The organism is Actinospineispora eucalypti, assembly GCF_039543365.1.
Lineage (GTDB): Bacteria > Actinomycetota > Actinomycetes > Mycobacteriales > Pseudonocardiaceae > Pseudonocardia > Pseudonocardia eucalypti.
In genome coordinates this window covers 77,406-89,382 of the sequence record NZ_BAABJP010000043.1, presented here as the reverse complement: position 1 = coordinate 89,382, position 11,977 = coordinate 77,406, and the positions used below count along the sequence as shown (strand labels likewise).

Annotated in this window: 13 protein-coding genes; 7 read left to right on the top strand and 6 right to left on the bottom strand. The window is 71.9% G+C overall.

From position 1 onward, the window contains the following. Positions 1–7: 7 nt before the first annotated feature. Positions 8–1,705 (bottom strand): FAD-dependent oxidoreductase, encoded by a 1,698-nt coding sequence (locus ABEB12_RS32025; protein ID WP_185063468.1) that lies wholly within the window; start codon positions 1,703–1,705, stop codon positions 8–10. Positions 1,706–1,781: 76 nt separating this feature from the next. On the opposite strand from ABEB12_RS32025, the gene kstD reads away from it, so the two are divergent. From kstD to ABEB12_RS32005, 4 genes are read left to right on the top strand one after another with little or no spacing between them, the layout of a single operon-like run. Next, positions 1,782–3,434 carry a 3-oxosteroid 1-dehydrogenase gene (gene kstD / locus ABEB12_RS32020; protein ID WP_185063467.1) on the top strand — a complete coding sequence of 551 codons (1,653 nt, stop codon included), beginning with the start codon at positions 1,782–1,784 and terminating at the stop codon, positions 3,432–3,434. Then, positions 3,431–4,555, top strand: a complete 1,125-nt coding sequence (locus ABEB12_RS32015) for a Rieske 2Fe-2S domain-containing protein (protein WP_185063466.1) — start codon at positions 3,431–3,433, stop codon at positions 4,553–4,555. The genes kstD and ABEB12_RS32015 overlap by 4 nt, the downstream gene beginning before the upstream one ends. Then, a complete protein-coding gene (locus ABEB12_RS32010) occupies positions 4,552–4,773 on the top strand; it encodes a hypothetical protein (protein WP_185063465.1) in 222 nt (73 codons plus the stop codon). The genes ABEB12_RS32015 and ABEB12_RS32010 overlap by 4 nt, the downstream gene beginning before the upstream one ends. Continuing rightward, complete coding sequence (locus ABEB12_RS32005) at positions 4,770–5,048, top strand: 2Fe-2S iron-sulfur cluster-binding protein (RefSeq protein ID WP_185063464.1); 279 nt, start codon at positions 4,770–4,772, stop codon at positions 5,046–5,048. The genes ABEB12_RS32010 and ABEB12_RS32005 overlap by 4 nt, the downstream gene beginning before the upstream one ends. 143 nt (positions 5,049–5,191) lie before the next feature. On the opposite strand, the gene ABEB12_RS32000 is transcribed toward ABEB12_RS32005, so the two are convergent. Next, a complete protein-coding gene (locus ABEB12_RS32000) occupies positions 5,192–6,121 on the bottom strand; it encodes an alpha/beta fold hydrolase (protein WP_185063463.1) in 930 nt (309 codons plus the stop codon). 74 nt (positions 6,122–6,195) lie between these two features. Between ABEB12_RS32000 and ABEB12_RS31995 the strand changes: the two genes are divergently transcribed. Continuing rightward, positions 6,196–6,738 carry a TetR family transcriptional regulator gene (locus ABEB12_RS31995; RefSeq protein WP_185064573.1) on the top strand — a complete coding sequence of 181 codons (543 nt, stop codon included), beginning with the start codon at positions 6,196–6,198 and terminating at the stop codon, positions 6,736–6,738. Positions 6,739–6,845: 107 nt separating this feature from the next. Beyond that, on the top strand, positions 6,846–7,703 hold the full coding sequence (locus ABEB12_RS31990; RefSeq protein ID WP_185063462.1) for a crotonase/enoyl-CoA hydratase family protein: 858 nt from the start codon (positions 6,846–6,848) through the stop codon (positions 7,701–7,703). A 181-nt stretch (positions 7,704–7,884) separates the two neighbouring features. Here ABEB12_RS31990 and ABEB12_RS31985 read toward each other — a convergent pair whose 3' ends face one another. Continuing rightward, complete coding sequence (locus tag ABEB12_RS31985) at positions 7,885–8,385, bottom strand: hypothetical protein (RefSeq protein ID WP_185063461.1); 501 nt, start codon at positions 8,383–8,385, stop codon at positions 7,885–7,887. A gap of 182 nt (positions 8,386–8,567) precedes the next feature. Here ABEB12_RS31985 and ABEB12_RS31980 point away from each other — a divergent pair, with 182 nt between their 5' ends. Continuing rightward, positions 8,568–9,836 carry a Bcr/CflA family efflux MFS transporter gene (locus ABEB12_RS31980; RefSeq protein WP_185063460.1) on the top strand — a complete coding sequence of 423 codons (1,269 nt, stop codon included), beginning with the start codon at positions 8,568–8,570 and terminating at the stop codon, positions 9,834–9,836. On the opposite strand, the gene ABEB12_RS31975 is transcribed toward ABEB12_RS31980, so the two are convergent. The 3 genes from ABEB12_RS31975 to ABEB12_RS31965 all read right to left on the bottom strand — a co-directional run bounded on the left by ABEB12_RS31975 (position 9,833) and on the right by ABEB12_RS31965 (position 11,956). Continuing rightward, positions 9,833–10,426 (bottom strand): YdeI/OmpD-associated family protein, encoded by a 594-nt coding sequence (locus ABEB12_RS31975; protein ID WP_345703315.1) that lies wholly within the window; start codon positions 10,424–10,426, stop codon positions 9,833–9,835. The genes ABEB12_RS31980 and ABEB12_RS31975 overlap by 4 nt on opposite strands. Before the next feature lie 10 nt (positions 10,427–10,436). After that, complete coding sequence (locus tag ABEB12_RS31970; protein ID WP_185063458.1) at positions 10,437–11,081, bottom strand: hypothetical protein; 645 nt, start codon at positions 11,079–11,081, stop codon at positions 10,437–10,439. A 161-nt stretch (positions 11,082–11,242) separates the two neighbouring features. Further along, complete coding sequence (locus ABEB12_RS31965; RefSeq protein WP_185063457.1) at positions 11,243–11,956, bottom strand: methyltransferase domain-containing protein; 714 nt, start codon at positions 11,954–11,956, stop codon at positions 11,243–11,245. Positions 11,957–11,977: the final 21 nt, after the last annotated feature.

Sequence of the window (11,977 nt, the reverse complement as noted above, 5' to 3'; positions counted from 1 at the left end):
AGCGAGACTAGAACACGTTCTCGTTTGTGTCGAGGGAGAGCGCCGCACGGCCGGCGCGGCGGCCGGAGAAGACGCAGTCGGCCAGGGAGAGGCCGCTCACGTAGGAACGGGTGCAGATGCCGACGGCGGTCCGCCCGGCCGCGTACAGGCCGGGAATCGGGCCGCCCTCGCTCAGCACCGCGCCCGTCTCCTCGTCCACCACCAGGCCGCCCAGGGTCATCATCGGGCACGGGTAGAACGCGCTGGGCGCGATGGAGATGTCCAGCAGCGCGAACGGCGGCTCGACCAGCGGGTGGACGAACTCCGCCGGCTTGCCCGCCGGATCGGGTTGACCGGCGCCGGCCGCCTCGTTGTGCGCCTTCACCGTGGCCGAGACGCCCTCCGGGTCGACCCCGGCGGCCGCCGCCGCCTCGGCCAGCGTCGCGCCGCTGGACGCCCGCGAACGCAGCAGGTACTCGGCCTGCAGCCGCTGGAACCACACGGTCTGCTCACCCAGCTGCCGGCGCGCCTCCCGGACCAGCGCGGCGTCCACCACCAGCCAGCCCCGGCCACCGTGCTCGGTGACCAGCGCGTGCCCCAGCGCGGCGCCGTACCGGGACTCGTCGCACACCCGCCGCCCCGCCGCGTCCACCAGCACCGCGCCGAGGAACGCACTGGGTGGCGTGATGAACCGCCACACCGAGATCGACCCCAGCTCGGCCGTCGCCCCGCCCACCGACTGCCCCAGCCGCAGCCCCGTCCCGTCGTCCCCGGGCGTACCCAGCGCCAATCCACCCCGATGCGCCGGCGCATGCTCCCGCACCAGCTCCCGATTGGCGATGAACCCACCCGAGGAGAGCACCACCCCCCGCCGCGCAAGCACCCGCACCGGGCGCCCGTACCGCCGCTCCACCCACTCCGCGCCCGCATGCAACACCCGCCGCAAAGGCGGGTAGTACAACCCGGGCTTCGCCGCAAACCGCGACACCACCCGATGCACACACCCCGCCCACCCCGTAACCCGCACCGCCGTAACCCCGGCCACTCGCTCGCGCGTCCCCGACTCGCCCGCCACCTCGCCCTCCGGCTCGCACACACCGTTTGGCGCCGGCCCATCGGCGATTGCCCTTGGGCCAGCACCAGAACGCGTGTGCGGGCCGGACTCCACCTCCAACGCGACCACCTTGGTGCTGGTCAGCACCTGGGCGCCGGCGCGGCGGGCCGCGCCGGCGAGTGCGCCGAACAGGGCGGCGCCGGAGATGCCTCGGCCGACGGCGCGGTGGCCGCGCGGCGCGGGAGTGGCCACATCGCGGAAACCGCCGGCGGCCTCGCTGCCGGAGTAGTAGAGGAAGTGGCGGTCGCTGGGGTACGAGGTCTTGTACGGGCACAGGTCCGGGCGGAACGGCACCCCCAGGGAAGCCAGCCAGTCGATCATCTCCACGCTGCCCTCGCAGAACCGCCGCAGGGTCTCCTCCCGGACCCCGTCACCGACCTCTTCGCGCAGGTAGCGGTACATGTCCTCGGGGGTGTCGGACACCCCGGCCGCGCGCTGCACCGAGGTCCCGCCGCCGGCGTACACCACCCCTCCGGAGAGCGCCGTCGCCCCACCGCCGGAGAACCGGTCCAGCACCACCACCGACGCCCCGCCGCGCGCCGCCTCGATCGCCGCACACGCGCCGGCGGCACCGAAGCCGACCACCACGACATCCGCGACCAGCTCCTCCACCACGGGACACCTCCACAAAATGGAACACGTTCTAGTAGACTGCCGCCGACGGAGGATATCCGAAAGGAAGTCGGGCATGCGCGAATGCGACGTGGTTGTGGTGGGCAGCGGCGCGGCCGGGATGACCGCCGCGCTGGCCGCCGCGCACCTCGGCCTGGACGTCGTGCTGGTGGAGAAGGCCGGCACCTTCGGCGGCTCCACGGCCCGGTCCGGCGGCGGCGTGTGGATTCCCAACAATGCCGTGCTGCGCCGCGCCGGGGTGCGGGACACGCCGGACGGAGCGGCCACCTACCTGGCCACCCTGCTCGGCGCGGACATCCCCGAGGAGCGGCGGCGCGCCTTCATCGAGCACGGCCCGGCCACGCTGGACCTGGTCCTGGAGCTCACCCCGCTGCGTTTCGCCTGGGTTCCCGGGTACGCGGACTACTACCCGGAGCTGCCCGGCGGCATGCCGGAGGGGCGCACCATCGAGCCGAAACCCCTGGACGCCGCGCTGCTCGGCGACGAGCTGCCCCGGCTGAACCCGCCGTACCTGGCCAGCCCGGCCGGCATCACGGTGACCGCCGCCGACTACAAGTGGCTGAACCTGGTCGCCCGGCACCCCCGCGGGATGCTCCGCGCCGGACGGGTGGCCGCCCGCCGCGCCGTCGGCGCGCTGCGCCGCCGCCGCACCATCGCCATGGGCCAGGCCCTGGCCGCCGGCCTGCGCATCGGGCTGCGCGAGCTGAACGTGCCGGTGTGGCTGAACACCCCGCTGGTCGAGCTGACCAAGGACGGCGAACGGATCACCGGCGCACTGGTTTCCAAGAACGGCCAGGAGGAGACGCTGCGCGCCCGGCGCGGCGTGATCCTGGCCTCCGGCGGGTTCGAGCACAATGCCGAGATGCGCGCCCAGTACCAGCGCGCACCGATCGGCACCGCGTGGACCACCGGCGCCAGGGAGAACACCGGGGACGGCATCGTGGCCGGTCAACGGGTCGGCGGGGCGTTGGGGCTGATGGACGACGCCTGGTGGGGGCCGTCCATCCCGCTCACCGGCGGGCCGTACTTCTGCCTGGCCGAACGCACCCTGCCGGGGTGCATCATGGTCAACGGGGCCGCCCGGCGGTTCGTGAACGAGGCGGTGCCGTACGTGGACGCGGTGCACGCGATGTACGACGGGCACGCCACCGGCACCGACCACATCCCGGCATGGCTGATCGCCGACCAGCGCTACCGCAACCGCTACCCGTTCGCCGGGCTGAGCCCCCGCCAGCCGTTCCCCGGACGCTGGCACAAGGCGGGCGCGGTGTTCACCGCGGACACGCTGGACGAACTGGCCACCAAGATCGGCCTGCCCGGCGAGGCGCTCCAAGCCACGATCAACCAGTTCAACCAATACGCCCGCAACGGCCGGGACGAGGACTTCCACCGGGGCGACTCGGCGTACGACCGCTACTACGGCGACCCCAAGTGCCGGCCCAACCCGTGCCTGGCCCCGCTGGAGGTCGGACCGTTCCACGCGGTGCGCATCGTTCCGGGCGACCTGGGCACGAAGGGCGGCCTCAACGTGGACGAGCGCTCCAGGGTGCTGCGCGAGGACGGCAGCCCGATTCCCGGGCTCTACGCGGCGGGCAACGCCAGCTCGGCGTTGATGGGACACAGCTATGCGGGTGCCGGCGCCACGATCGGGCCGGCGATGGTCGGCGGCTACCTGGCCGCGCACGATCTGGCCGGAGGTACACCATGACCGACGTACGCGACATCGAGGCGGGAACACCGCCGACCCGATATGCCCGGGGCTGGCACTGCCTGGGGCTGGCCGAGCCGTTCCGGGACGGCAAGCCGCACGCCATCCAGGCGTTCGGCACCAAGCTGGTGGTGTTCGCGGACAGCACCGGGAAGCTGAACGTGCTGGACGGGTACTGCCGGCACATGGGCGGCGACCTCACCCAGGGCAGCGTGAAGGGCGACGCGGTGGCCTGCCCGTTCCACGACTGGCGGTGGGCCGGCAACGGGCGCTGCGTGGACATCCCCTACGCCCGCCGGGTGCCCAAGCTGGCCCGCACCCGCACCTGGCCGACCTGTGAGGAGAACGGCCAGCTGTTCATGTGGCACGACCCCCAGAACAACCCGCCGCCGCCGGACGTGATCATCCCGAAGATCGACGGCCTGGACTCCGGCGAGTGGAGCGACTGGACCTGGAACTCGGAGCTCATCGACGGGGTGAACTGCCGGGAGCTGATCGACAACGTCTCCGACATGGCGCACTTCTACTACGTGCACTTCGGCTTCCCGACCTACTTCAAGAACGTCTTCGAGGGGCACACCGCGACGCAGTACCTGAACAACCGGGGCCGTCCGGACGTCTACGCCAACTCGGCCTACTCGGACAAGGACAACGCGCTGCGCTCCGAGGCCACCTACTACGGGCCGGCCTACATGATCGACTGGCTGTGGCACGACTTCAAGGGTTTCGAGCTCGAGACTATCATGATCAACTGTCACTACCCGGTGACGCCGGACTCGTTCATGCTCCAGTGGGCGGTGGCGCTGCGGCAGCCACCGGGGCTGACCGAGGAGCAGGCGGCCAAGCTGGCCAGGCAGTTCGCCAAGGGCCTGGGCGACGGGTTCCTGCAGGACGTGCACATCTGGAAGAACAAGGCCCGGATCGACAACCCGCTGCTGTGCGAGGAGGACGGCCCGGTCTACCAGCTGCGCCGCTGGTACGAGCAGTTCTACACCGACGTCGAGGACGTCACCGAGGAGATGACCGGGCGGTTCGAGTTCGAGGTGGACACCACCCACGCCGTGGCGGCCTGGGAGGAGGAGGTCCGGGAGAACATGGCGCGCAAGGAGCCCGTCACGTGATCGGACCGGACGGGCTGGGCCCGCTGATCGCGCTGACCTGCGTAAACTGCGGCGGCAAGGTCGAGGTGGCGAAGAGCAGCGCCGCGCAGACCAGCATCCAGTGGAGCACCGAAGCGATGCGCCGCTGCCCCGCCTTCACGGTGCGGGACGGCTGCCCGCACCTGCGCCGGACGGTGGAGTCGGCGGTTCTCGAGGGGGCACTGGTGATCTCCGAATGACTGATCACCGGGTCCGCGTGAGCATGGACGGCGAGGAGACCGAGCACGACTGGCCTCCGGACACCACGCTGCTGGAGCTGCTGCGCCTGCGCGGCCTGGACGCCCCGTCCTCCTGCGAGGAAGGCCGCTGCGGCGCCTGCGTCTGCCAGGTCACCGAGGGCGAGGTGAAGATGCGCCGCAACGAGGTGCTCGACGCCACCGACCTGGCCGACGGCTACATCCTGGCCTGCCAGTCCCTCCCCGTAACCCCCAACCTGTCCGTCACCTACGACTAACCCCATATCGCGGATCCCACCAGCCCATATCGCGGGTCTCTCCGTGCTGTGTCGCGGAATTCGCGGCTGCGCGTGGCCGGCAGAACCCGCGACACGACATGGTGGAACGCGCGATATGGGCTGGCGGGGCGCGCGATATGGGGTTAGGCGGGCGCGTGGCGGGCGGTGAACTCGAGCATGCGGTCGTAGGTCTTGGGGGCGGTGCGCTCCAGGTTGAGGTCGTGGCCGGCGTCCGGGATGACCGCGCCCTCCACGGTGGCCAGCGGCCCGAAGAAGCGCCGCTCGGAGGCGGCCAGCGCCTCGTCCGATGAGACGTCGGCGCAGAACCGGCCGGTGAAGATCGCGTCCCGGTCGCCGAGCACCACCAGCACCGGGATGTTGGTCTCCCGGCTCACCCCGTTGAACATCATCGGCACGGCGGTGGGGATCTCCAGCGCGCCGGCGGTCTGCTTGAGCCGTTCGTCCGCGGCGATCACCTCGGGGTCGGCGTTGGCCACCCGGTAGAAGAACCCGCGCCGGCCCGCCGCCGTGGTGGTGTACAGCGGGTCGCGGGCACCGGTCTCCGGGTTCCGCCCGACCGGCGGGGACATCAGTTGCAGCTTGGTCATCTCCGGCACGTTCGGCCGGTGGGTGGCGCCGGTGCTGATCAGCGCGTTCACCCCGGGGTGTCGGGCGGCCACCAGGAAGCCCACCGCCGACCCGTAGCTGTGCCCGGCATAGACCACCCGGTCGAACCGGTGGCCCAGCTCCCCGGAGCGCAGCGCGGTGACCGCCCTGGCCACGGTGAGCGCGGCGTTTCCCCAGGTCAGCCGGTACCCGGCCGGGCGGGTGGACGCGCCGTCGCCGAGCCGGTCGACGGCCAGCGTGGCGTACCCGGCGGCCGTCGCCGCGCGCACGTAGGAGTAGGTCTCGGGCTGGTACGGGAAGTCCCAGTAGTAGCGCGCGTAGCTGTACCCGTGCACCAGCAGCTGGACGGCCCGCGCGCCGCCGTCCGGCACGGTCAGCGTGCCCGCCAGCGCCCCGGCGCCGCCCCGGAACCGCACCGGAATGCTCACCTCGGTCACCTCAACCATGACCGCGGATTTAACAGTCCGTCTGGACGGTCTGTCTAGCATCCCGCGCCGGTAGGCTCCCCCGAGTGGCCACCATGACCCGGCGCGAACAGCGCGACCGGACGCGCCGGCTGTTGCTGGAGACCACGGTGGAGTGCCTGATCGAGCACGGTTACGCCGGCACGACCACGCAGCGCATCCAGCAGCGCGCCGGGGTGTCCCGGGGCGCGTTGCTGCACCACTTCCGGTCCAAGGGCGACCTGCTGGCCGCCGCCATCGGGCACATCGCCGAGGTCCAGCTCGGGCAGATCCGCGCCACCGCGCCGGACACCCGCTCGGAACGGGTCGCCGCCGTCCGTGCGGCCATGTCCGGCCCGTTCTTCCAGGCCGGGCTGGAGCTCTGGCTGGCCGCCCGCACCGACCCCGAGCTGCGCGCCGCGCTGCTGCCCTCGCAGCGGGAGATCGGCCGCGCGGTACGCGATGTACTGGCCCCCGATTTCCCCACCCGCACCGAACTCGAGTCCTTGCTCATGGTGCTGCGCGGCCTGGCCCTCACCTCAATCCTCCGCGACGACCCCGCCCTGGCCGACGCCATCCTCGCCCCCCACCTCCACCCCCACCCCCCACCACCCCCCTGATTCAGTCACTCCAGCACCCCGATTCAGTCACTTCAGCAGGGTGATTCAGTCGAGATGGCACATCTACGCCCGTTCACAGTCCGACCTGACTGTGAAACCATGGCGGCATGTCCGCCGAAGAGTTCCACACGCTGCGCTACCGGGTGGCCGACCGCAAGGCGTACCTCACGCTCAACCGGCCCGAACAGCTCAACGCGATCACCGCCGAGATGGCCGTCGAGCTGTCGGCGGCCGTCGCCCGGGCGAACGACGACCCGGACGTGCACGTGATCATCCTGAGCGGGGAGGGCCGCGCGTTCTGCGCCGGCTACGACCTGAAGCGGTACGCGGAGGCCGGCGAGGCCTTCCAGCCGCCGGTCTGGGACCCGATCAAGGACTTCCAGATGATGAAGCGCAACACCGACCACTTCATGTCACTGTGGCGCTCGCTCAAGCCGACCATCGCCAAGGTGCACGGATACGCGGTCGCCGGGGGCAGCGACATCGCCCTCTGTTGCGACCAGGTGATCATGGCGACGGACGCCCGGATCGGGTACATGCCGGCGCGGGTGTGGGGATGCCCGACCACCGCGATGTGGGTCTACCGGTTGGGCGCGGAAAAGGCCAAGCGGATGCTGTTCACCGGCGACACAATCTCCGGGGAGACTGCCGCCGAGTGGGGGCTGGTGCTGGAGGCGGTGCCGGCGGGCAAGCTGGACGCCGCCGTGGAGGGTCTGGCCGACCGGATCGCCGGGGTGCCGGTGAACCAGCTGGTCATGCAGAAACTGATGATCAACCAGGCCTACGACAACATGGGCATGGCCGGCACCCAACTGCTCGCCACCCTGTTCGACGGCATCACCCGGCACTCCCCGGAGGGCCGCTGGTTCCGCGACTACGCCGCCGAGCACGGCTTCGCCGAGGCGGTCCGCTGGCGCGACTCCGGCCGGTGGATCCCGACCGGCTCCGAACTGGCCGGCGACTGACTGAACCACCCTGCCAAACCGACTGAAACATGGTGCCAAACCCACTGAAACATGGTGCCAAACCCACTGAATCAGGGTGCCAAACCCACTGAAACAGGGTGCCAAACCGACTGAAACAGGGTGCGGAACCCACTGAAACAGGGTGCGGAACCGACTGAATCAGGGTGCGGAAGGGACTGAATCAGTCGGTGGGGCGGGTGGTTAGGCCGCGCTCGGCGGCTAGTTCGCCTACGGTTTTGGGCGGGGTGGGGCCGGGGTCCGGGTCGGCGTCGGGTTCCGGGTCGTCGTCGGAGGACTTGCGGCGGGACTTGGCGGGCTTGGGCGCGGGCGGCTCGACCGGGCCGCGCTGGCCTGCCCCGGCCAGCGTGATGGCCAACCCGAGCGCGCCCAGCGCGGTGAGCGCCCAGGAGCCCAGCCGGCGCTGGCCGACCGCCGGGTCACAGTACGCGCGGTAATCGGAAACCCGGACCAGCACGCCCCGCTCCCCGGGCGGCTCGATGGCGTCGCCGGGTAGCACCCGAGGGCTCTCGCCCAGGTAGCCATTGCCGCAGGACACGTCGAGCCGCCGCAGGTCGGGGCTGATTGCGGTCATCTGGGCGCGGATCGGGGTGAGCCCCAGCCACACGCCGACGCCGAGCGCGGCGAACGACACCAGGATGAGCGCGATGCGGGAGAGCCTCATGAATGAACTATCGCCTGTCCGTGCGGATTGAATACCGGCGCCCCCCGATCGTGTGGTGGCGCGTCCGGCGGAACCGGCACTACCCTGCGGCTTTCCCGGGATCCGAGTCAACTGAATTGGGTTACTTCACATCCGGACGGGTGGCCGGAACAACCGGGAACGCACAGCGTTGACAACCGTCCGTGACTCTCGCCGACGATCGATTAACACAGACTGACTCGAACGGCGTCCGCCGACCCAGCCAGCTCCGGCTGGCCGTGGTGCTCGGCGCGCTGGTGGCACTGGGGCCACTGTCCATCGACATGTACCTGCCGGCCCTGCCGAAGATCGCGGCCGACCTGCTGACCAGCGAATCCACCATCCAGCTCACGCTCACCGGGACGCTGCTCGGGCTCGGCCTGGGCCAGCTGCTGGTCGGCCCGCTGTCCGACGCGCTGGGCCGGCGGCGGCCGCTGTTGGCCGGCGCCGCGGTGCACGTGATCGCCTCCGTCGCCTGCCTGGTGGCGCCCAACATCGAGCTGCTGATGGTGGCGCGGGTGTTGCAGGGGTTGGGCGCGTCGGCCGGCATGGTGCTGGCCCTGGCCATGGTGCGCGACCTGTACGACGAGCGGGAGGGTGCCACGCTGCTCTCCCGGCTGATCCTGGTGATGGGGGTTTCCCCGGTACTGGCTCCGACGCTCGGCTCAGCGGTGCTGAGCTGGACGGACTGGCGCGGGGTGTTCGTCGCGCTGGGCACACTTTCGCTGCTCATCGCCGTCTACGCGGCGTTCGCGCTGCCCGAGACGCTGCCGCGCACGCGGCGACGCCCGCTGGAGCTGCGGGACACCCTGCGCACCTACGGAGGCCTGCTGCGTGATCGCGGGTTCGTCGGGTTGGTGCTGGTCGCCGGGTTCGCCATGGCCGGGCTGTTCGGCTTCGTGGCCGGCGGGTCGTTCGTGTTCCAGGGCCAGTTCGGGCTGGACCAGGGGCAGTTCGGCCTGATGTTCGGGGCCAGCGCGGTGTGGCTGATCGCCGCGACCCAGCTGAACGCGCGGCTGCTGCGCCGGTTCGCGCCGCACCAGATCCTGGTCACGGGCAGCATGTTCGCCTCGGCCTCCGGGCTGTTGCTGCTGGTCACGGCGGGCACCGGCTTCGGCGGCTTGTACGGCGTCGCGATTCCGCTGTGGACCGTGCTGTTCTTCACCGGCCTGGTGCTGCCGAACGCGCCCGCCGTGGCGCTGGCCGCGCACGGGGAGGCGGCCGGCACGGCGGCCGCGCTGCTCGGCGCGGTCCAGTTCGGCGTCGGCGCGATCACCTCGCCGACGGTCGGACTGCTCGGCAACGACGCGCCGGCGATGGGCGTGGTGATGGCCGCCGGCACGGTGGTGGCCACGCTGTTCCTGGTGCTCATGGCCCGGCCGTGGCAGCGGGACGACCTACCGGCACCCGGCGTGCCGGCGGTCACGCACTAACCCAACGTGCGTTTCTGCGGGTAGATGGTTTCGCCCCGGGCGAGCATCTCGACGAACTGGGCCAGCCGGCGGGCGCGCGTCTCGGCGCGCTTCACGTTGTGCAACCGGTGCAGGATGGCGTACCGGTTCTGGCTGGTCAGGATGTCGAACATGGCCTCCGCCCGGGGCTCGCCGGCCAGCGCGGCGGCCAGGTCCGCCGGCACCTGGGCCCGCGCCGGCCCCTCGTACGCGGCGGCCAGCCGGCCGTCCGCCCGGGCCCGCTCGAACTCCGCCTCGCCGGCCGGGTGCATCCGGCCGGCCGCGCGCAGCGCCTCCACCAGCGAGACGTTGCGCACCGACCAGATGCTGCGCGCCCGGCGCGGGGTGTACCGCTGCCGGTAGACCTGGGTGTCCCCGCCCCGCGCCTGGCCGTCGATCCAGCCGAAGCACAGCGCCTCGTCCAACGCCTGCGCGTAGGTCAGCGAGGTCGGCTCGGTGACCCCCTTGCGGGCCAGCACCAACCACACGCCGTCCGAGTCGCCGTGGTGAGTGGCCAACCACTCCCGCCACGCCGACGCGTCCGCCACCACCAGTTCCGGCTGCTCGCTCACCCGGTCAGTCTCACCCAGGCGCACGCAGGGGCCGCGCATCGGCCACCCCGGTGGTCGGCGGCCCGGTCGACGCGGGGATGGAACCGGGCGGCAGCACCCCGGGCCACACCCGGCGGACCAGATCCACCAGCACCGCCTCGGCGTTCGCCTCCGGCACCAGCCGCCGGGCCACGCTGGCGGTCACCGTGTACCGGTCGTAGGTGACCATCAGCAGGTAGTTGTCCCGCTGGCTGAGCAGGGTGGCCACCGCGTCCCCGAACGGAACCGGCCGGCTGGCCAAGGTGTCCGCGCGCTCGGCGGCGATGTTGCGGTCCCGCTGCGCCCGGGCGCCGGCCTGGTCGGTGAACGCGGCCAGCCCGATCACCATGAGCGGCGGGCCGCTGGCCTTGTGCGCCGGGAAGAAGTTGCAGGTCAGGCGCTCCAGCAGGCCCACGGACGGGGAGCCCACGCCGATGATCCCGCGCGCGGTCACGCTGCCGGTGGGCATGGCGAGCAGCGCGGCGGCGTCCACCGGGCCGGGCAGCACCTCGCCGCAGTCGACCGGCAGCAGGGTCTCCCGGCGGGCGGCGCGCGCGGCGTTGGGGTCACCGCCGTTGGCCGAGCCGAACCGGGGCACCGGCAGGTTGGTCAGCTCGGGCTCGTTTCCGGCTTGCACCCATCCGAGGACGAAGCCGGCTGTCAGCAGCGCCCCCAGCCCGAAAGTGACTACCGTGCGTACCCCCACCGCCTACACATACCCCACATGTGCGATCAAGATGCGCATCAACACCCAACCGTGATTTCGCCGCGACCAAACCGGTTGGCGCGTGTCCCGAGTCAGGCGTGCGCGGGGTGGGACCGCCGCCGGGCCCAGATCAACGTGCCGCGCTTGGTGACGCTCATCGGGTAACGCAGCTCAGCGGCCGCACGGGTGGCCCGCCGCTCGGACAGGCCCCGGCCGCGCAGGAACAGCGCGCCGGCCGACCGGTCGGGCAGGGTGACGAAGGCCTGGTCCCAGGTGATTACCCGGATGACGTGGAACGACCGGCCGACGATGCGCACCGCGTCCTCCGCGTCGAACGTGGTCCGCCGGCCCCAGTCGGGCAGCACCTCGGCCAGCTCGGGGTCGTTCGTCCGGCTGGACGTGCACGCCACGAAGGTGCCGGCCGGGCGGAGCACCCGGTGCGCCTCGCGCAGAGCCCGCGCGGGCTCGTCCAGGTGGTAGAGCATCCACAGCGCGGCGACCGCGTCGAACGAACCGTCGGCGAACGGCAGGGCCAGCGCATCCGCGCGCACCCGGGGCGCGGGAGCCATGCGCACATGCCGGGCCCGGTCCGCCACGACGGTCCACACCCGGCGGTCCCCCAGCAGCCTGGCCAGCGGGCCGGAGCCGCCGCCGAGGTCCAGCACGGAGTGCGCGCCGAGGCTGGCCAACTGGTCGGCCACCAGCGGGTGCAGGTCACCGACCTGCGAGAACCGTGCGGTGGCGCGCTGGTTCGCGAGAAAACGACCGGGGTCGCGGTCGTAGTCGGGCGGCAGGGCGGACGACACCGACGACCGGGCCGCCGGGTC

Coding starts and splice junctions, on each gene's coding strand:
- kstD (WP_185063467.1), top strand. CDS start 1,782: ATGCGCGAATGCGACGTGGTTGTGGTGGGCAGCGGCGCGGCCGGGATG.
- ABEB12_RS32015 (WP_185063466.1), top strand. CDS start 3,431: ATGACCGACGTACGCGACATCGAGGCGGGAACACCGCCGACCCGATAT.
- ABEB12_RS32005 (WP_185063464.1), top strand. CDS start 4,770: ATGACTGATCACCGGGTCCGCGTGAGCATGGACGGCGAGGAGACCGAG.
- ABEB12_RS32000 (WP_185063463.1), bottom strand. CDS start 6,121: ATGGTTGAGGTGACCGAGGTGAGCATTCCGGTGCGGTTCCGGGGCGGC.
- ABEB12_RS31995 (WP_185064573.1), top strand. CDS start 6,196: ATGACCCGGCGCGAACAGCGCGACCGGACGCGCCGGCTGTTGCTGGAG.
- ABEB12_RS31990 (WP_185063462.1), top strand. CDS start 6,846: ATGTCCGCCGAAGAGTTCCACACGCTGCGCTACCGGGTGGCCGACCGC.
- ABEB12_RS31985 (WP_185063461.1), bottom strand. CDS start 8,385: ATGAGGCTCTCCCGCATCGCGCTCATCCTGGTGTCGTTCGCCGCGCTC.